This window comes from Escherichia sp. 93.1518, from assembly GCF_013368915.2.
Taxonomy (GTDB): domain Bacteria; phylum Pseudomonadota; class Gammaproteobacteria; order Enterobacterales; family Enterobacteriaceae; genus Escherichia; species Escherichia ruysiae.
The window spans coordinates 76,052-96,077 of sequence record NZ_JABWMT020000018.1 but is presented as its reverse complement, the minus strand read 5'-3'; the positions used below and the strand labels follow the sequence as shown (position 1 = coordinate 96,077).

Sequence of the window (20,026 nt, the reverse complement as noted above, 5' to 3'; positions counted from 1 at the left end):
CGACGACCTTCGGGTTATGAGCCCGACGAGCTACCAGGCTGCTCCACCCCGCGTCCGTGGATGCGCACTATACTCCGCTCGCGTTTTCATGCAACCTTTTTTTTACCCGAATCACGGATTTGGCATGATTTTGAACAAAAACAAAACGCTATTGCCTATTTTTTGTGCAAAATTTGCGTCAGGGAGAGTCTGCTCATTTCATTAAACGCGACGGTTTGTTATCTTCGTTGTGCCTTATTTTTTTAACCTGAAGAAGAGAACAATGAAAGGACGTTGGGTAAAGTACCTTCTTATGGGCGCTGTTGTGGCGATGCTTGCCGCCTGCTCCTCCAAACCAACCGATCGCGGACAGCAATATAAAGACGGGAAATTTACCCAGCCTTTCTCTCTGGTGAACCAGCCAGATGCCGTTGGCGCGCCAATTAACGCCGGTGATTTTGCCGAGCAAATTAACCATATTCGTAATTCGTCACCGCGTCTTTATGGTAACCAGAGTATTGTTTATAACGCGGTGCAAGAGTGGCTGCGTGCAGGCGGTGATACCCGCAATATGCGCCAGTTCGGTATCGATGCCTGGCAGATGGAAGGCGCGGACAACTATGGCAACGTGCAGTTTACGGGCTATTACACGCCGGTAATTCAGGCGCGTCATACCCGCCAGGGCGAGTTCCAGTATCCTATTTACCGTATGCCACCAAAACGCGGTCGTCTGCCGTCTCGTGCGGAGATCTATGCGGGGGCACTGAGCGATAAATATATCCTCGCTTACAGCAACTCCCTGATGGATAACTTCATTATGGATGTACAGGGTAGCGGGTATATCGACTTTGGCGATGGCAGTCCGCTTAACTTCTTCAGCTATGCCGGAAAGAACGGTCATGCCTATCGCAGTATTGGTAAGGTGTTGATCGATCGTGGCGAAGTGAAAAAAGAAGATATGTCGATGCAGGCGATTCGCCACTGGGGGGAAACGCACAGTGAAGCCGAAGTTCGCGAACTGCTGGAACAGAACCCGTCTTTCGTCTTCTTTAAGCCGCAATCTTTTGCGCCGGTGAAAGGTGCAAGTGCTGTGCCGCTGGTTGGACGTGCTTCTGTTGCCTCCGATCGCTCGCTCATCCCGCCAGGTACTACCTTGCTGGCAGAAGTACCGTTGTTGGATAATAACGGTAAATTTAACGGTCAGTATGAACTGCGTCTGATGGTGGCGCTGGATGTCGGCGGCGCAATCAAAGGCCAACATTTCGATATCTATCAAGGGATCGGGCCGGAAGCCGGACACCGCGCAGGTTGGTACAACCACTATGGGCGTGTCTGGGTGCTGAAAACGGCACCGGGTGCAGGTAACGTCTTTAGCGGCTGATGTGTTATTCTGTACACCGTTTTACGGATAAGACAGGGTGAGGGATAACCTCCCCTTCTGATTGTTGACTAAGTGCGCGTTGTTCATGCCGGATGCAGCGTGAACGCCTTATCCGACCTACAAATCATGCAAATTCAATATATTGCAGGGGGTATGTAGGCCTGATAAGCGTAGCGCATCAGGCATTTATGCGTTTAGGGTGAGGGATAACCTCACCCTTTTTAATTCTGAGGTGCTATGTCTGTGGTAATTAGTGATGCCTGGCGTCAGCGTTTTGGCGGCACTGCGCGTCTGTATGGTGAGAAAGCCTTGCAACTATTTGCCGATGCACATATCTGTGTGGTCGGCATCGGTGGTGTCGGTTCCTGGGCGGCGGAAGCTCTGGCGCGCACAGGGATTGGTGCAATAACGCTTATTGATATGGATGACGTGTGTGTCACCAATACCAATCGGCAAATTCACGCGCTGCGTGATAACGTCGGGCTGGCAAAAGCGGAAGTGATGGCGGAGCGTATTCGCCAGATTAACCCGGAGTGTCGGGTGACAGTGGTGGACGATTTCGTGACGCCGGATAACGTAGCGCAATATATGAATGCCGGTTATTCATACGTTATTGATGCCATTGACAGTGTGCGACCCAAAGCGGCACTAATCGCATATTGCCGTCGCAATAAAATCCCACTGGTAACGACGGGTGGTGCAGGCGGGCAGATTGATCCGACGCAGATTCAGGTTACCGATCTGGCGAAGACCATTCAGGATCCGCTGGCGGCGAAGCTGCGTGAGCGCCTGAAAAGCGATTTCGGCGTGGTGAAAAACAGTAAAGGTAAGCTCGGTGTGGATTGTGTGTTCTCTACCGAAGCACTGGTATACCCGCAGTCAGACGGTACGGTCTGTGCGATGAAAGCCACGGCGGAAGGGCCAAAGCGAATGGATTGCGCATCAGGATTTGGTGCGGCAACGATGGTGACCGCCACCTTTGGTTTTGTTGCGGTTTCTCATGCGCTGAAGAAGATGATGGCGAAAGCGGCGCGCCAGGGATAAACAATTATGTCGGATGCGACACGAGCGTCTTATCCGACCTGGATCTGTGCTTAAACCTGTTTTGCCGCCGCGATAATCGCCTCGCTTAATGCATTCAGCCCCTGACTGCGTGAGGCGCTAAGCTGCGCACGCAATCCCAGCTCATCAAACAACGCCAGCGGCGACAGCGTTTGTAACTCGGCGGCGGTTTTGCCCTCCACGGCGGTCAACAACACCGCCAGCAGACCGCGCACAATGCGTCCTTCGCTGTCGCCAAAGAAATGCATCTTGCCGTTTTCAGCCACGGTATACCCCAGCCAGACGCGGTTTTCGCATCCGGCAATCTCTTTGGCCTGTGCTTTTAATTCGTCTGGCAAAGCAGGAAGCTGTTTCCCCAGCATGATCAACTGGCGATATTTATCTTCCCACTGCGTCAACGGCGCGAAAGTATCGCATAACGTCTCTGCGGTAACGGTTGTGCCGAACGGATGTCCGGCGAATTGCGGGTTTGTCATTAATCCACCAATAATTCCAGCGCGCGGTCAACGGCGTTCACCAGCGCATCTACATCACTCTTTGTATTATATGGCGCAAAAGAGGCGCGCAGTGTGCCGGTTACGCCTAATTCTGCCAGTAGCGGCTGAGCGCAATGCTGCCCGGCGCGCAGGGCAATTCCGTACTCTGCCAGCAGCGTTACCATATCGCTGTGATGAACACCCGCGAAATCAAAGGCCAGCAGGCTGGAATCCTGGCAGCGGAATGAACGAAAGCCTGGACGTTTTGCCAGCGCATCTTCTGCAAGCGTCGCCAGGCTACGACTCCAACTTTCTGCCTGGTTGATATCATAATCTGCCAGCCATTCCAGCGCCGCACTTAACCCAATGACGCCTGCGACGTTGGGCGTTCCGGCTTCCAGTTTCCATGGGGCAGATTGTGTGGTGAAGCCGTCAAAACTGACTTCGTGAATCATTTTGCCACCGCCGAGCCAGGGCGACATTGCTTCCAGCAGTTCTGGTTTGCCATACAGCACGCCGATACCCGTCGGGCCGTAAAGTTTGTGACCTGAAAAAGCGTAGAAATCGATATCCAGTTGCTGAACATCTGCAGGGAAATGCACCGCGCCCTGAGCACCATCAACCATCACCACCATCCCGGCTGAATGGGCAAAGGTAATCGCTCGCGCCAGATCCGGGCAGCCGCCAGTGACGTTCGACATCTGGCCCAACGCCAGAATCCGGCTACGGGGAGTAATCAGCTCCGGTAACAAATCGATATCTGGCAGCTGCTGCGCATTAAGCGGCAACTTCACCACTTTGGCTCCGGTTTGTTGGGCGACCATCAGCCAGGGGACGAGGTTGGCGTGGTGCTCTGCCACGCTGACAATAATCTCATCGCCCCGTTGCAGATGCGGACGCGCATAGCATTGCGCCACCATGTTGATGGATTCGGTGGTGCCGCGCGTCCAGACAATAGTTTTGTCATCTGGTGCATTGAGTAATTGCGCTACTTTCTCCCGCGCAGCCTCATAACGCGCGGTCAGACGTTGGGCTTCGGCAAACTGGCTGCGATGGACGTTTCCGGCGCTAAGGCTATAGAACTGTCGGGTAGCCTCAACCACGGCTTCGGGTTTGAGCGCGGTTGCGGCACTGTCGAGATAGACGCCCGCATCCTGTAATGCGGGAAACTGCGCGCGGAACTGCGCGGGATTAAAAACGTTCATGGTACTCCTCGGCTTGATTCACCGATCGTGACGCAAAATTCACTTTGATACAAGGAGAGTGCTAACCATCGGAATTATCTGGATATCCTGGCGAAGCCGCGTCAGTAACATATGCTGAATAGTGTTAGGCGTTAATTTTAGCCTGTTAATCAATACTATTAAGATTTATTAATCGCTTTAAGGAGAAGATGATGAAAAAGACTGCCGCAATTATTTCTGCCTGTATGCTGACTTTTGCCCTGAGCGCCTGTTCCGGTTCGAACTATGTGATGCACACCAATGACGGACGTACTATCGTCTCTGACGGTAAACCACAGACTGATAATGAAACCGGTATGATTTCGTATAAAGACGCTAATGGCAACAAACAGCAGATCAACCGTACCGACGTGAAAGAGATGGTCGAACTGGATCAGTAATTTGCGATCGCAAGGTAAAAAAAAGCACCGCAATTAGGCGGTGCTACATTAATCACTATGGACAGACAGGGTAAATGTACAGGAAGTGAAAAAAGGTAGCTTAGCTACCATGGTCTGAATCGCAGACCAATTGCAAACACAACAACACAACATCACAACCGTAAGCCAAAAGTTCACCAGAACACGCATTCCGATAAAACTTTTCGTTCCGGCTCAGGAAGTGCCGCCACTATAGGTATTTGCTGGTAGAAGCTCAACGGACAATTTATAATGGCTCAGATAAAAAAAACTAATAGGTTACACAGTGTGATCTAATTGTTAAATTCATTTAACATCAAAGTTTAAAAGCCATGTCAAAACGATTACCACCGCTAAATGCCTTACGAGTTTTTGATGCCGCCGCACGCCATTTAAGCTTCACGCGCGCAGCAGAAGAGCTTTTTGTGACCCAGGCCGCAGTAAGTCATCAAATCAAGTCACTTGAGGATTTTTTGGGGCTGAAACTGTTCCGTCGCCGTAATCGTTCACTCCTGCTGACCGAGGAAGGGCAAAGCTATTTCCTCGATATTAAAGAGATATTTTCGCAATTAACCGAAGCGACGCGTAAACTCCAGGCTCGTAGCGCCAAGGGGGCGTTGACGGTCAGTTTACTCCCCAGTTTTGCCATCCACTGGCTGGTGCCGCGACTTTCCAGCTTTAATTCAGCTTATCCGGGAATCGACGTTCGAATCCAGGCGGTCGATCGCCAGGAAGATAAACTGGCGGATGATGTTGATGTGGCGATATTTTATGGTCGTGGCAACTGGCCGGGGCTGCGGGTGGAAAAACTTTATGCCGAATATCTGTTGCCGGTGTGTTCTCCGCTACTGCTAACCGGCGAAAAACCCTTGAAGACGCCAGAAGATCTGGCTAAACATACGTTATTACACGATGCGTCCCGGCGTGACTGGCAGACATATACCCGCCAGTTGGGGTTAAACCATATCAACGTTCAACAAGGGCCAATCTTCAGTCACAGCGCCATGGTGCTGCAAGCGGCTATCCACGGGCAGGGAGTCGCATTGGCAAATAATGTGATGGCGCAATCGGAAATCGAGGCCGGACGCCTTGTCTGCCCGTTTAATGATGTTCTGGTCAGTAAAAATGCTTTTTATCTGGTATGTCATGACAGCCAGGCAGAACTGGGTAAAATAGCCGCCTTTCGCCAATGGATCCTGGCGAAAGCCGCTGCTGAACAAGAAAAATTCCGCTTTCGTTATGAACAATAATTTACGTAGGGTACGACCATGACCAGCCGTTTTATGCTGATTTTCGCCGCCATTAGCGGCTTCATTTTTGTGGCTCTGGGCGCTTTTGGCGCGCATGTATTAAGTAAAACCATGGGAGCCGTTGAGATGGGCTGGATCCAGACCGGCCTCGAATACCAGGCGTTCCATACGCTGGCGATTTTAGGTCTGGCAGTGGCAATGCAGCGTCGCATCAGTATCTGGTTTTACTGGAGTAGCGTTTTCCTCGCGTTAGGTACGGTGCTGTTCAGCGGTAGCCTTTATTGCCTGGCGCTGTCTCATCTGCGTTTATGGGCGTTTGTCACTCCGGTCGGCGGCGTGAGCTTCCTTGCAGGCTGGGCGTTAATGTTAGTCGGTGCTATCCGTTTGAAGCGCAAGGGCGTAAATCATGAATAAGGTTGTATTGTTGTGCCGTCCTGGCTTTGAAAAAGAGTGTGCTGCAGAAATTACCGATAAAGCCGGTCAGCGGGAAATCTTCGGTTTTGCCCGCGTTAAAGACAATGCGGGTTATGTCATTTATGAATGTTATCAACCGGATGATGGCGATAAGTTAATCCGCGAACTGCCGTTCAGTTCATTAATTTTTGCCCGCCAGTGGTTTGTGGTGGGGGAACTCCTCCAGCATTTGCCGCCAGAAGATCGTATTACGCCCATTGTTGGTATGTTGCAGGGCGTGGTAGAGAAGGGCGGAGAGTTGCGCGTTGAAGTTGCCGATACCAATGAAAGCAAAGAGCTGCTGAAATTCTGCCGTAAATTCACCGTGCCGCTACGGGCTGCCTTGCGCGAGGCGGGCGTGCTGGTGAACTATGAAACGCCGAAGCGTCCGGTTGTGCATGTATTCTTTATTGCACCAGGCTGCTGCTATACCGGCTACTCCTACAGCAATAATAATTCGCCGTTCTATATGGGGATTCCACGCCTGAAGTTTCCGGCGGATGCGCCAAGCCGTTCCACGCTTAAGCTGGAAGAGGCATTTCATGTGTTTATTCCTGCGGATGAGTGGGATGAACGCCTGGCAAATGGAATGTGGGCGGTAGATTTGGGCGCTTGTCCAGGCGGCTGGACCTACCAACTGGTGAAGCGCAACATGTGGGTATACTCCGTCGATAACGGCCCGATGGCGCAAAGTCTGATGGATACCGGGCAGGTGACGTGGCTGCGGGAAGATGGTTTCAAATTCCGTCCAACACGTAGCAACATCTCATGGATGGTGTGTGACATGGTGGAGAAACCGGCGAAAGTCGCAGCACTGATGGCACAGTGGTTGGTTAATGGCTGGTGTCGTGAAACTATCTTCAACCTTAAGCTACCGATGAAAAAACGCTACGAAGAAGTGTCACACAATCTGGCGTACATTCAGGCACAGCTTGATGAACATGGCATAAATGCTCAGATTCAGGCGCGTCAGTTGTATCACGATCGTGAAGAAGTGACGGTGCATGTCCGTCGTATCTGGGCTGCGGTGGGTGGTCGTCGCGACGAACGGTAAGTGAGTTGGCAGGGGCATTGACTCCGGTCTGGCATCCGATGTTTGTACCAGTGGCAACCCGCGTGAAGCAACGCTTGAGGATATTGTAAAGCTTTACCATACAGCGTGGTAATTACGCAGATGTGTTGATGCCGGATGCGACGCTAGCCGCGTCTTATCCGGCCTACAAGTGCATTTAATTCAATGAGTTGTTAATCGGTAGTATTCGGCACGCTGTTACCGTACCAACCGCAATTGCTGTAAATTGCCGTCGATATGTAAATCGGTTTGTAAGCGGGCAATATCGCGGCACAGAAACGCCATCTCTTTATGGGTTTCCAGTTTCTTGCGCCACTTTTCGGCAACCGCGTCAATATTTTCATATATCCCTTCCAGACTCTGAAACTCGACGAGTAACTGCGTGGCGCTTTTGGGCCCGATCCCCGCAACACCCGGCACCTTTGAACTGCTGATCCCCGCCAGCCCCCAATAATCGGGTAACTGCTGCGGTTGAACGCCAAATTCTTTATCGATAAACGGCGCATCCAGCCAACGTTTCTGGAAGTAATCACGAATACGTAATGTAGGTGAAAGTAACTGACAGTAGCCTTTATCTGTCGAAACAATAGTTGCCTGATGCCCGGCTTGAGTCACTTTGACCGCCAGCGTGGCGGCTAAGTCATCGGCTTCGTTGCCGCTGGCTGACCAGCACGGGACGCCACGTTGTTCAAAGGCGGCGCGTAACGCAGGCATTTCGTTGTGCAACTCTTCGGGCATTGGCGGACGACCGGCTTTGTAATCAGGTAAGCGTTGATGACGCCAGCCGCTACTGCGGTTTTCATCATCAAAAACGGCGACGGCATGGGTTGGCTGGCTGTGCATAATGAGCTGATCGAGCGCGTGCTGGCAGGTTTCGACACAGGGCGAACCCTGAACGGCATGAATGCGACGAATAAGATTCAGTGCATCGACAATAAGCAAATGAACAGCCACGATAACCCCCTTAAAGATCAGGCGATAAGGGTAACATTCGATACCGGAAGAGGCTACGGCTGGATGAGAAAACAGGAAGAGGCCTCGCAAAACGAGGCCTCTGGAGAGCGATTAATCGCAGGCAACAATCTTCATTGCCAGGCCGCCGCGAGAGGTTTCGCGGTACTTGGCGTTCATATCTTTACCTGTTTCGTACATGGTTTCGATAACTTTATCGAGGCAGACGCGCGGCTCGCTGGTACGGCGCAGCGCCATACGCGCGGCGTTCACCGCTTTTACTGCCGCAATGGCGTTACGCTCGATGCACGGTACCTGTACCTGTCCAGCAACCGGGTCACACGTCAGACCGAGGTTATGCTCCATGGCGATTTCTGCCGCGATGCATACCTGTGCAGGGCTTGCGCCTAACAGTTCTGCCAGACCCGCCGCCGCCATTGAGCACGCAACGCCAACTTCGCCCTGGCAGCCGACTTCGGCACCAGAAATCGAGGCGTTCATCTTATAAAGAGAACCAATGGCGCTTGCTACCAGCAGGTAACGAGCCAGTGAGTTAGCGTTCACTTCACGGATAAACTTGTCGTAGTACGCCAGCACTGCCGGGATAATCCCGCACGCGCCGTTAGTCGGTGCAGTCACCACGCGACCACCAGCAGCGTTCTCTTCGTTCACTGCCAGCGCGAACATGTTGATCCAGTCAACAACCGCCATCGGGTCAGTGGTGTTTTTGTCCTGGCTGACCAGCATCCGGCGCAGCGCCGCCGCACGGCGTGGAACGCGCAGTTTGCCTGGCAGCACGCCTTCGGTGGAAATACCGCGCTCAATACCGCCGCGCATCACGTCCCAGACGTTCGCCAGGTGCTGTTCCAGCTCTTCTTTGCTGTGCAGCGCCAGTTCGTTTTTCATCATCAGGCCAGAGAGTGACAGCCCGGTTTCCTGACAATGCTTTTGCAGATCGGCTGCTGAACTGTACGGATACGGAACTTCAACCGGTGCGCTATCCTGCTGACCAAAATGTTCTTCATCAACGATAAAGCCACCGCCGATGGAGTAGTAAGTCTGGCTGTAAACGACTTTATCGCCCGCCAGCGCGGTGATGCGCATACCGTTTTCATGCAGAGAAAGGTTGTCGGCATGGAAGTTCATGCATTCATCAACCGGGAACTCGACTTCGTGCTGACCGTTTGCCAGCATCAGGCGACCGTGAGTATTCACATCCTGAATAAAACCAGGGATGGAATCGATATCCACGGTATCCGGCAGGTTACCCGCCAGGCCCATAATAATGGCGATATCCGTGTGGTGGCCTTTACCGGTCAGAGAGAGCGAGCCGTAGACATCAACCACCACGCGGGTCACGTCTTTTAGCAAGTTACGGGCAATCAGATCGTCGGTAAATTGTTTACCCGCTTTCATTGGTCCAACGGTATGGGAACTGGAAGGGCCAATGCCGATTTTGAAAATATCGAATACGCTAATCATAGGAAATTCATCGGGTTAAAACGGAGGAAGCGCCGCCCGAAAGCGGCGCGAAAGGATTTAGCTGAACAGAGAGTAGAAAATTGCGGAGATAGCAATCAGACCCATCACGACAACGAATACGTTGCTGATGTGACCGCTGTACTTACGCATTGCCGGTACTTTCTGGATTGCGTACATCGGCATCAGGAACAGGATCATCGCGATGATTGGGCCGCCCAGGGTTTCAATCATCCCCAGGATGCTCGGGTTCAGCGTAGCAACAATCCAGGTCGTTACCAGCATGAACAGCGCAGTGATACGGTTCAGCTTGTTGATTTCGATAGACTTACCTTTACCACGCAGAGATTTAATCACCATACCGTTGAAGCCTTCACGCGCACCCAGGTAGTGACCGAGGAAGGATTTGGTGATAGCGATAATCGCGATAATCGGAGCCATCCACGCGATGATCGGCGCGTTAAAGTGGTTAGCCAGGTAAGACAGAATCGAGATGTTCTGCTCTTTTGCTGCAGCCAGGTCTGCCGGAGTCAGGCTCAGTACGCAGCTGAATACGAAGAACATTACGGTCAGCACCATCATGATGTGTGCGAATGCCAGGATCTTCGAGCATTTCTGTTCTGCCATATCACCGTACTCTTCACGCTTCGCAACGGCGAAAGAAGAGATGATCGGAGAGTGGTTGAACGAGAACACCATTACCGGGATTGCCAGCCACAGGGTCATCCACAGACCGTTTCCGGTTGCTGATGCAGTGTCCAGAGACAGCGTTTCCAGAGCTGCGCCATTCCACTGCGGGATCAGGTACAGAGCCAGCAGCATCAGTACGCCAACAAACGGGAATACCAGAATACTCATCGCCTTAACGATCATCTGCTCACCGAAGCGAACGATGGTCATCATACCTACGATCAGGATCAGCGACAGAATCGCACGCGGCGGCGGCGTCATACCCAGCTGGTGAGACATGAAGCTTTCAACCGTGTTGGTGATTGCCACGCTATAAACCAGCAGGATCGGGTAGATAGCGAAGAAGTACAGCAGAGTAATCAGTTTACCTGCACCAATACCAAAGTGTTCTTCTACTACCTCGGTGATATCTTCGCCCGGGTTTTTACCAGACAGTACGAAGCGAGTCAGGCCACGGTGAGCAAAAAACGTCATCGGGAACGCAAGGATGGCCATGATGATCAGCGGGATCATACCGCCAACACCGGCGTTGATTGGCAGGAACAGTACACCCGCGCCGATTGCCGTGCCGTACAGGCCCAGCATCCACATGGTGTCTGTCTTGCGCCAGGCACTGCGAGAGTCTTTCGACGCAATCGTGCTGGTTTGAGTCGTTTCCATCTATTTCTCCTGGAGGAATGCAAATAATTCAGCTTTTAGCCAGTTCAGCCCGGGAAGGTGCCTGGCCGTAAAAATGAAATCTGTCTATCGGCGGTGGCTTAATCATTTTCCGCCGTAATAATTTGAGGGCGGAAAGATACACACAAGTTATGCATCTATCAGTGATCTTGATCTCAAATACAATAATCTACTTAGAAGATAGATAATCCCAACTCTTTACTCTGTAAATCAAAAGTAAAAGAGAATTTAAGGGCAATATTTTCCCAATAAACGATATCTGGTTTCTTCCGGGGCGCGCAATATATGTAGGTTGAACTGAAAAAATCAATACTTTTAGTTAATCATGATAAGAATTTCTTTTTCACAGTAATAAAATGCGGTTTATGAAAGCAGGTAAACGTTTGCGTTGCAATATAAATTGTATGACATATTAATATTGGTGATATTAATTGCCCTCTGATGCGTTGAAACATTCAGATAACAAATGAAATGGATTGGTGAGTGAGTGACCAAAAAAGAGAAAACCCGGCAACAAACGTTACCGGGGGAAGGGCGATTATGTGCAGATTTCGTAGCAAGGGATGTAGGCGGAGCCAGGCAACTTCATACGGTGCTGGGCGACAAAACCCTGGAGCAGGTCGTCCATACGACGCATTATCTCTTTATCGCCGTTGATTTTGTAAGGACCAAACTCTTCAATGGCGCGAATACCGACCTCTTTCACGTTACCCGCCACAATACCGGAGAACGCGCGACGCAGGTCAGCGGCCAAAACTTCTACAGGCTGATCCGGGTACAGTTTCAGATTAGCCATGTTCTCGTGAGACGGCTCAAACGGCATTTGCAGATCTGGCGCAATGCGCATTGACCAGTTAAAGCTGTAAGCATCACCGGTGTCGCGGCGATTTTCTTTCACCAGCGGCATCGATTTTTTCATCTGACGAGCGACTTCAGCAGCGTCATCAATGATGATGCGGTAATGGCGGCGCGCGTTTTCTCCCAGCGTATGCACGACAAACTCGTCCAGTACGCGGAAGTAATCGGCGCTCTCTTTCGGACCGGTGAGGATCAGCGGTAAAACCTGATCTTTATTTGCCGGATTCATCAAAATTCCCAGCAAATAGAGCAACTCTTCTGCCGTACCCACACCGCCTGGGAAGATAATGATGCCGTGAGCGATACGCACAAACGCTTCCAGACGTTTTTCGATATCCGGCATGATTATCAATTCGTTGACCAGCGGGTTAGGCGGTTCAGCGGCGATAATTGACGGCTCTGTCATACCAATAAAACGGCTGTCTTTGTAACGCTGCTGAGCGTGACCCACTGCCGCGCCTTTCATCGGTGCTTCCATCGCACCCGGGCCGCAACCGGTGCAGATATTTAACTCACGCAGACCCAGCTGATTTCCGACGCGACGGGCATACAAATACTCGTTTTCGTTGATTGAGTGACCGCCCCAGCACACAACCATATTTGGCGCTTCGCCGACATGCAGTGCGCGAGCATTACGCAATATAGAAAAGACCAGATTAGTAATGTGGACAGAGTTGTCGAGATTCAGGTTTGGAAAACGAACGGTGTTATGGATTTGCCCATAGACGAAGAGAATGTCGCGCAGAACAGCGAACAAGTTGGCCTGCAAGGCACGAATAATGCGCCCATCGACAAAAGCTTCTTCCGGGGGGTTGATCAGTTCTAACTTAACGCCACGTTCACGGCGTAGCACGTTAATGTCAAAATTTTCAAAACGAGACAGCAATTCTTTGCTGTTATCGGTCAAACTACCGGAGTTCAGAACAGCAAGTGAACAGTTGCGAAACAGTTGATAGAGGTCGCTGCTGGCGGTGCGTTTAAGCATATCCACTTCCAGCTGCGACAACATATCCATGGAGCCAAGCGGGCTAATATGTGTAATCAAGAAAAACTCCTTATGGGACGAATATCGTCATTCCCTTTGATTACAATAGCCCTGCCTGATGGCCTTTCACAACTCTATGCGTGAATCCAGTACGCAAAAATGAGAAAAAATTTATTGTCGTACCAGTCGGGTCGTCGATGGGACAAAGTCGCTATTGCTACGCCACGGGTTAATGTCCAGGCCGCCACGACGGGTATAACGCGCATAGACGCTTAATTTCTCTGGCTGGCAGAAGCGCAGCAGGTCATTGAAAATACGCTCTACGCACTGCTCATGGAACTCGTTGTGATGACGGAAAGAAACCAGATAACGCAGCAGTTTTTCCCTGTCAATTTTGCGTCCACGGTACTGAATTTGGATCGAACCCCAATCTGGCTGATGGGTGATCAGGCAGTTTGACTTCAGCAGGTGGCTAACCAGCGTCTCTTCCACCACTTTTTCACCGCTGGCGGCATTCTCAAGATAGTCAGTGGTAAATTCATAGTTATCGATAGCGATATCCTGGTCATCAATGCAGGTGCCATTGAAATGACCCATCGGCTGGCCTTCCAGTTCATCAAGACGATATAAGGCCACGCTAACTTTACCCTGGGCGCAGGTGCTTAAGTCTCGTTCCAGCGTCTGACGCACCTCGTCCCAGTGATTAAAACGCGTCTGGTTAAAACTGTTGAGATAGAGCTTAAAACTCTTCGACTCAATCAGATTTACGCTGGTGTAATCAAGTTCAACATGACCGACCGCGACCTGTGGCAAACCTTTGGCATTCAGCCAGGAAAGTTCATACAGCGTCCAGATATCCGCACCGTGAAAAGGCAGGTTATCCGCTTTCAGACCCAATGGATCGCGATTCAGACTACGCGGAACGCCTTGCAGCAGACTGGCGTCATAGGTATCCCGGTAATCGGTTGATTTCCCGAGAGTCAGGCCCGCAAGTGCCTGATGGTTTGCATAAGAAGACATGTTTCACCGTCATAAACCAGATAAACTAAACAACAAGTGTATCTGGTTTAAGTGAAGAGAGAAATTAGTGGACGATTTGACCGCACAAGCCTTAAGAGATTTTACTGCGCGCTACTGCGATGCGTGGCATGAGCAGCATAAAAGCTGGCCGTTAAGTGAGGAGCTGTATGGTGTGCCTTCACCATGCATTATTTCAACCACCGATGACGCCGTATACTGGCAACCCCAGCCGTTTACCGGTGAACAAAATGTAAACGCGGTTGAACGCGCTTTTGATATTGTGATACAACCCACAATTCATACTTTCTATACAACCCAGTTTGCCGGGGACATGTATGCCCGGTTTGGTGATATCTCACTGACATTACTGCAAACCTGGAGCGAAGACGACTTCCGTCGGGTGCAGGAAAATCTGATTGGTCATCTGGTGACTCAGAAACGGCTAAAACTGCCGCCCACGCTATTTATCGCGACGCTGGAAGAAGAGTTAGAGGTTATCTCGGTGTGTAATCTCTCTGGTGAAGTGTGCAAAGAGACGCTGGGAACGCGTAAACGGACGCATTTAGCCTCAAATCTTGCGGAATTCCTTAACCAACTTAAGCCCCTTCTGTAATCCAAATACCCCGTCCGGTTGTGAGAGATCTCTTACAGACCCTGTAGGAGATCGCCAGGAAATAAGCGAATACTTAAAAAGATAAGAATCTATATTTCCATTTAAAATCAATCTATTACTTGTTAATTCTTAACTTTCATATGAAATTATCCTTAAGGCATTGTCTGTAAGCTCCTTGTAAGACTCAGCGAAAAAGACGATTCTATCTTCGTCGACAGGGAGTCAGACAATAGAAGTGAACATTAGGATGATGACACTTCTGAAGGACACGCCAGGACGGTGTTTCAGGGAAAGGCTTCTGGATGAAGCGAAGAGGATAACGCAGGACGCGTTAAAGGACACCTCCAGGATGGAGAATGAGAACCGGTCAGGATGATTCGGTGGGTCAGGAAGGCCAGGGACACTTCAGGATGAAGTATCACATCGGGGTGGTGTGAGCAGGAAGCGATAGTTCAGGATGAACGATTGGTCGCAAGACCAGAGGAAAAGTTGTCAAGGATGAGCAGGGAGCAACAAAAGTAGCTGGATTGCTGCGAAACGAACCGGGAGCACTGTGAATACAGTGCTCCCTTTTTTTATTCCTGCTATCCTTCGCGGCAGTTTTTTCTTATTGAGGTTGCTTTATGACCACTCATGACCGCGTTCGTCTCCAGTTGCAGGTGCTTGAAGCGTTACTGCGTGAACATCAGCACTGGCGAAACGATGAGCCCCAGCCGCATCAATTCAACAGTACCCAACCGTTCTTTATGGACACCATGGAGCCACTGGAGTGGTTGCAGTGGGTACTTATTCCACGGATGCACGATTTATTAGATAACAACCAGCCATTACCGGGGGCATTTGCCGTGGCGCCGTACTATGAAATGGCGCTGGCGACGGACCACCCGCAACGCACGCTTATTCTGGCGGAACTGGAAAAGCTGGATGCTCTTTTTGCGGATGATGCAAACTGATGCTGGAAATACTCTACCAGGATGAATGGCTGGTTGCGGTAAATAAACCGTCTGGCTGGCTGGTCCACCGTAGCTGGCTGGATCGCGACGAGAAAGTGGTGGTCATGCAAACCGTGCGTGACCAGATTGGTCAGCACGTATTTACCGCGCATCGCCTGGACAGACCAACTTCCGGCGTATTGCTGATGGGACTGTCCAGCGAAGCTGGACGGCTGCTGGCACAACAGTTTGAACAGCATCAAATCCAGAAACGTTACCATGCGATAGTTCGTGGCTGGCTAATGGAAGAAGCGGAGCTGGATTATCCACTGGTGGAAGAACTGGACAAAATCGCCGATAAATTTGCCCGAGAAGATAAAGGCCCGCAGCCAGCGGTAACGCATTATCGCGGTCTGGCGACGGTGGAAATGCCAGTCGCAACCGGACGTTACCCGACCACGCGCTACGGCCTGGTGGAACTGGAGCCGAAAACCGGACGCAAACACCAGCTCCGCCGCCATCTTGCCCATTTGCGTCATCCAATTATTGGCGACAGCAAACATGGTGATTTACGCCAGAATCGCAGCGGTGCTGAACATTTTGGCCTCCAGCGGTTAATGCTACATGCCAGTCAGTTGTCATTGACGCATCCGTTCACTGGCGAACCGCTGACTATTCACGCGGGGCTGGACGACACCTGGATGCTGGCGTTATCACAATTTGGCTGGCGTGGCCTGCTTCCTGAAAATGAAAGGGTTGAGTTCAGTGCGCCATCAGGTCAGGATGGTGAGATAAGTTCCTAATCCAGGGAGAAAACGGTATGGCGGAAATTGGTATTTTTGTGGGCACCATGTACGGAAACTCGCTGTTAGTGGCGGAAGAGGCGGAAGCAATTTTGACCGCGCAGGGTCACAAAGCAACGGTGTTTGAAGATCCAGAATTAAGCGACTGGCTGCCTTATCAGGACAAGTTCGTGCTGGTGGTTACGTCCACGACCGGGCAAGGCGACCTTCCTGACAGCATTGTGCCGCTCTTTCAGGGAATCAAAGATAGTCTCGGTTTTCAGCCGAATCTGCGTTATGGCGTGATTGCGCTCGGCGACAGTAGTTATGTGAATTTCTGCAATGGCGGCAAACAGTTCGATGCGTTGTTGCAGGAACAGAGTGCGCAGCGGATAGGGGAAATGCTGCTGATTGACGCCAGTGAGCACCCGGAACCTGAAACGGAATCAAACCCGTGGGTCGAACAGTGGGGCACGCTGTTGTCCTGACAAATTGCCGTTTTAAGCAAACTGAATCGAATCCTTTCAGGCAAATGCCAGTAAAAACTCGCAAATGTGACGGTTTTTTACTGGCGTTTGCCTGGAGTCAAGCGATCCATTTCATACTCTTCTTTATTTCTCCGTTATAACCCTTCCTTTCTTGTTCTTGTTTTCATTTCCGTGAAGTTGATTCCAGCGTCCAGGGCTAATGCCAAAATCGAGCCTCATTGAACGCATTAATGTTGTGTTGTTGCACGGTGAGCCGCTATGGCGCGCTTTTTATACTGCTGATGCCAGATATAAACACGCGCCGCATTCGGCGAACGACCTATAAAAACGGCAAAAAACACCCTACGTCACCTCTGATTTCCTGGCGGTATTGCAGTCCAGAGTGAGCGTGGCTAACGCGAATTTTCAGGAGTGCAACAATGAGTTCTTTAAGTCAGGCTGCGAGCAGTGTGGAAAAACGCACTAATGCTCGTTACTGGATAGTGGTGATGTTGTTTATCGTCACATCCTTCAACTACGGCGACCGCGCTACGCTCTCTATCGCCGGTTCGGAAATGGCCAAAGATATCGGCCTTGATCCAGTGGGAATGGGCTATGTGTTCTCTGCTTTCTCATGGGCTTATGTAATAGGGCAGATCCCTGGCGGCTGGTTGCTGGATCGCTTTGGTTCAAAACGCGTCTACTTCTGGTCGATCTTTATCTGGTCGATGTTTACCTTGCTGCAAGGCTTTGTCGATATCTTTAGTGGATTTGGCATTATCGTTGCCCTGTTTACGCTGCGCTTCCTGGTCGGGCTTGCTGAAGCGCCATCTTTCCCCGGTAACAGTCGTATTGTAGCGGCCTGGTTTCCGGCGCAGGAAAGAGGAACGGCAGTGTCGATTTTTAACTCTGCACAATACTTTGCGACGGTTATCTTCGCGCCGATTATGGGCTGGCTGACTCATGAAGTGGGCTGGTCACACGTTTTCTTCTTTATGGGCGGTCTGGGCATTGTCATCAGCTTTATCTGGTTGAAAGTCATACACGAGCCAAATCAACATCCGGGCGTAAATCAGAAAGAGCTGGACTACATTGCTGCGGGCGGTGCGCTTATCAATATGGATCAGCAAAACACCAAAATTAAAGTGCCGTTCAGCGTGAAGTGGGGGCAAATCAAACAGTTGCTAGGTTCGCGGATGATGATCGGCGTTTATATTGGTCAGTATTGTATCAACGCTATGACTTACTTCTTTATCACCTGGTTTCCGGTTTATCTGGTGCAGGCGCGCGGGATGTCGATTCTGAAAGCGGGGTTTGTTGCGTCTGTTCCGGCGGTTTGCGGTTTTATCGGCGGTGTGCTGGGTGGGATTATTTCCGACTGGCTGATGCGTCGCACGGGGTCGCTGAACATTGCGCGTAAAACGCCGATCGTGATGGGCATGTTGCTGTCGATGGTGATGGTGTTCTGTAACTACGTCAACGTTGAGTGGATGATCATCGGCTTTATGGCGCTGGCCTTCTTCGGTAAGGGCATCGGGGCGCTGGGTTGGGCTGTAATGGCAGATACCGCGCCAAAAGAGATCAGCGGTCTTTCCGGTGGCCTGTTCAACATGTTCGGTAACATTTCTGGCATCGTCACACCTATCGCAATTGGTTATATCGTTGGCACGACGGGCTCCTTTAATGGGGCGCTGATTTACGTTGGGGTTCATGCCTTAATCGCGGTACTGAGTTATCTGGTGCTGGTGGGTGATATCAAGCGTATTGAGCTGAAACCTGTCGCGGGAAAATAAAATGATAACCCCGATTTCAAACATCCCGGCTCCTGAATTTCTGACCGTAAACGTCCCGTTTTCGGCCGTCATTGATTCTGAATAAGGACATAAACATGAGTTCTCAATTTACGACGCCCGTTGTTACTGAAATGCAGGTAATTCCGGTTGCGGGTCACGACAGTATGCTGATGAACCTGAGTGGCGCACACGCGCCGTTCTTCACGCGTAATATTGTGATCATCAAAGATAACTCCGGTCACACCGGCGTAGGGGAAATTCCCGGCGGTGAGAAAATCCGTAAAACGCTGGAAGATGCGATTCCGCTGGTGGTGAGTAAAACCCTCGGCGAGTACAAAAACGTTCTGACGCTGGTGCGTAACACGTTTGCCGATCGTGATGCTGGCGGGCGGGGCTTACAGACATTTGATTTGCGTACCACGATTCATGTGGTGACTGGAATTGAAGCGGCAATGCTGGATCTGCTGGGGCAGCATCTGGGGGTTAACGTGGCGTCGCTGCTGGGCGATGGTCAACAGCGTAGCGAAGTCGAAATGCTGGGCTATCTGTTCTTTGTGGGTAATCGCAACGCTACACCGCTGCCGTATCAAAGCCAGCCGGATGACTCATGCGACTGGTATCGCCTGCGTCACGAAGAAGCGATGACGCCGGATGCGGTAGTGCGCCTGGCGGAGGCAGCATATGAAAAATATGGCTTTAATGATTTCAAATTGAAGGGCGGTGTACTGGCCGGGGAAGAAGAAGCCGAATCTATCGTGGCACTGGCGAAACGCTTCCCGCAGGCGCGCATTACCCTCGATCCTAACGGTGCCTGGTCGCTGAACGAAGCGATTAAAATTGGTAAATATCTGAAAGGTTCGCTGGCTTATGCAGAAGATCCGTGCGGTGCGGAGCAAGGTTTCTCCGGGCGTGAAGTGATGGCGGAGTTCCGTCGCGCAACTGGCCTGCCAACCGCAACCAACATGATCGCCACCGACTGGCGGCAGATGGGCCATACGCTCTCCCTGCAATCAGTCGATATCCCGCTGGCAGACCCGCATTTCTGGACGATGCAAGGTTCAGTGCGAGTGGCGCAGATGTGCCATGAATTTGGCCTGACCTGGGGTTCACACTCCAACAACCACTTCGATATTTCCCTGGCGATGTTTACCCATGTTGCAGCCGCTGCACCGGGTAAAATCACCGCTATTGATACGCACTGGATCTGGCAGGAAGGTAATCAGCGCCTGACCAAAGAACCGTTTGAGATCAAAGGCGGTTTGGTACAGGTGCCGGAGAAACCGGGGTTGGGTGTAGAAATCGATATGGATCAGGTGATGAAAGCGCACGAGTTGTATCAGAAACATGGGCTTGGCGCGCGTGACGATGCGATGGGAATGCAGTACCTGATCCCAGGCTGGACGTTCGATAACAAGCGTCCTTGCATGGTGCGTTAAGACAGATAACAAAAACCGGCTCTGTCT

At 51.1% G+C, this 20,026-nt stretch carries 20 protein-coding genes and 1 pseudogene; 14 read left to right on the top strand and 7 right to left on the bottom strand.

Annotation, left to right across the window (positions count from 1 at the left end):
• The 3 genes from HEN21_RS22865 to tcdA all read left to right on the top strand — a co-directional run.
• On the top strand, positions 1–246 hold a 246-nt coding region (locus HEN21_RS22865; RefSeq protein WP_207106160.1), incomplete at its 5' end, for a hypothetical protein.
• A 16-nt stretch (positions 247–262) separates the two neighbouring features.
• Positions 263–1,360 (top strand): murein transglycosylase A, encoded by a 1,098-nt coding sequence (gene mltA, locus HEN21_RS14675; RefSeq protein ID WP_000678630.1) that lies wholly within the window; start codon positions 263–265, stop codon positions 1,358–1,360.
• Between the two features lie 237 nt (positions 1,361–1,597).
• A complete protein-coding gene (gene tcdA, locus HEN21_RS14670; protein WP_000117716.1) occupies positions 1,598–2,404 on the top strand; it encodes a tRNA cyclic N6-threonylcarbamoyladenosine(37) synthase TcdA in 807 nt (268 codons plus the stop codon).
• A 50-nt stretch (positions 2,405–2,454) separates the two neighbouring features.
• Here the strand turns inward: tcdA and csdE are convergent, their stop codons facing one another.
• Both csdE and csdA read right to left on the bottom strand, forming a co-directional pair.
• The gene (csdE, locus tag HEN21_RS14665; RefSeq protein ID WP_176252443.1) at positions 2,455–2,898 is read right to left on the bottom strand and encodes a cysteine desulfurase sulfur acceptor subunit CsdE; all 444 of its coding nucleotides are present in this window, start codon (positions 2,896–2,898) and stop codon (positions 2,455–2,457) included.
• Entirely contained in the window at positions 2,898–4,103 is a 1,206-nt protein-coding gene (csdA, locus tag HEN21_RS14660; RefSeq protein ID WP_176252442.1) for a cysteine desulfurase CsdA, read from the bottom strand. Before csdA ends, csdE begins: the two co-directional genes overlap by 1 nt.
• Before the next feature lie 191 nt (positions 4,104–4,294).
• Between csdA and HEN21_RS14655 the strand changes: the two genes are divergently transcribed.
• The 5 genes and pseudogenes from HEN21_RS14655 to HEN21_RS23090 all read left to right on the top strand — a co-directional run.
• Positions 4,295–4,522, top strand: coding sequence for a YgdI/YgdR family lipoprotein (locus tag HEN21_RS14655; protein ID WP_000750399.1), 228 nt, complete (start codon positions 4,295–4,297; stop codon positions 4,520–4,522).
• Between the two features lie 350 nt (positions 4,523–4,872).
• The gene (gene gcvA / locus HEN21_RS14650; protein ID WP_000044401.1) at positions 4,873–5,790 is read left to right on the top strand and encodes a glycine cleavage system transcriptional regulator GcvA; all 918 of its coding nucleotides are present in this window, start codon (positions 4,873–4,875) and stop codon (positions 5,788–5,790) included.
• Positions 5,791–5,808: 18 nt separating this feature from the next.
• Positions 5,809–6,204: a DUF423 domain-containing protein gene (locus HEN21_RS14645; RefSeq protein WP_000203904.1), complete on the top strand. Its 396-nt coding sequence runs from the start codon at positions 5,809–5,811 to the stop codon at positions 6,202–6,204.
• Positions 6,197–7,297 (top strand): 23S rRNA (cytidine(2498)-2'-O)-methyltransferase RlmM, encoded by a 1,101-nt coding sequence (gene rlmM, locus HEN21_RS14640; protein ID WP_016159631.1) that lies wholly within the window; start codon positions 6,197–6,199, stop codon positions 7,295–7,297. Before HEN21_RS14645 ends, rlmM begins: the two co-directional genes overlap by 8 nt.
• 37 nt (positions 7,298–7,334) lie before the next feature.
• A pseudogene (locus tag HEN21_RS23090) lies at positions 7,335–7,409 on the top strand (hypothetical protein); the annotation flags it as partial.
• Positions 7,410–7,513: 104 nt separating this feature from the next.
• Here HEN21_RS23090 and xni read toward each other — a convergent pair.
• From xni to queF, 5 genes are all read right to left on the bottom strand, one after another.
• Positions 7,514–8,269 (bottom strand): flap endonuclease Xni, encoded by a 756-nt coding sequence (gene xni, locus HEN21_RS14635; RefSeq protein ID WP_024191161.1) that lies wholly within the window; start codon positions 8,267–8,269, stop codon positions 7,514–7,516.
• Positions 8,270–8,380: 111 nt separating this feature from the next.
• Positions 8,381–9,748, bottom strand: a complete 1,368-nt coding sequence (gene sdaB, locus HEN21_RS14630; RefSeq protein WP_000626394.1) for an L-serine ammonia-lyase II — start codon at positions 9,746–9,748, stop codon at positions 8,381–8,383.
• A 57-nt stretch (positions 9,749–9,805) separates the two neighbouring features.
• Entirely contained in the window at positions 9,806–11,095 is a 1,290-nt protein-coding gene (gene sdaC, locus HEN21_RS14625; protein ID WP_000450473.1) for an HAAAP family serine/threonine permease SdaC, read from the bottom strand.
• 556 nt (positions 11,096–11,651) lie between these two features.
• Positions 11,652–13,016: a nucleotide 5'-monophosphate nucleosidase PpnN gene (gene ppnN, locus HEN21_RS14620; RefSeq protein ID WP_000627995.1), complete on the bottom strand. Its 1,365-nt coding sequence runs from the start codon at positions 13,014–13,016 to the stop codon at positions 11,652–11,654.
• Positions 13,017–13,127: 111 nt separating this feature from the next.
• Entirely contained in the window at positions 13,128–13,976 is an 849-nt protein-coding gene (gene queF, locus HEN21_RS14615) for an NADPH-dependent 7-cyano-7-deazaguanine reductase QueF (RefSeq protein ID WP_021551300.1), read from the bottom strand.
• 67 nt (positions 13,977–14,043) lie between these two features.
• On the opposite strand from queF, the gene syd reads away from it, so the two are divergent.
• The 6 genes from syd to gudD all read left to right on the top strand — a co-directional run bounded on the left by syd (position 14,044) and on the right by gudD (position 19,999).
• Positions 14,044–14,589, top strand: a complete 546-nt coding sequence (syd, locus tag HEN21_RS14610; protein WP_000342444.1) for a SecY-interacting protein — start codon at positions 14,044–14,046, stop codon at positions 14,587–14,589.
• A 623-nt stretch (positions 14,590–15,212) separates the two neighbouring features.
• Positions 15,213–15,542, top strand: coding sequence for a YqcC family protein (locus HEN21_RS14605; protein WP_000207006.1), 330 nt, complete (start codon positions 15,213–15,215; stop codon positions 15,540–15,542).
• Positions 15,542–16,324, top strand: coding sequence for a tRNA pseudouridine(65) synthase TruC (gene truC / locus HEN21_RS14600; RefSeq protein ID WP_176252441.1), 783 nt, complete (start codon positions 15,542–15,544; stop codon positions 16,322–16,324). Before HEN21_RS14605 ends, truC begins: the two co-directional genes overlap by 1 nt.
• 17 nt (positions 16,325–16,341) lie before the next feature.
• Positions 16,342–16,791, top strand: a complete 450-nt coding sequence (locus tag HEN21_RS14595) for a flavodoxin (RefSeq protein WP_000807745.1) — start codon at positions 16,342–16,344, stop codon at positions 16,789–16,791.
• A 419-nt stretch (positions 16,792–17,210) separates the two neighbouring features.
• Positions 17,211–18,563 carry a galactarate/glucarate/glycerate transporter GudP gene (gudP, locus tag HEN21_RS14590; RefSeq protein WP_000097075.1) on the top strand — a complete coding sequence of 451 codons (1,353 nt, stop codon included), beginning with the start codon at positions 17,211–17,213 and terminating at the stop codon, positions 18,561–18,563.
• A 95-nt stretch (positions 18,564–18,658) separates the two neighbouring features.
• Positions 18,659–19,999, top strand: coding sequence for a glucarate dehydratase (gudD, locus tag HEN21_RS14585; protein ID WP_105285702.1), 1,341 nt, complete (start codon positions 18,659–18,661; stop codon positions 19,997–19,999).
• Positions 20,000–20,026: the final 27 nt, after the last annotated feature.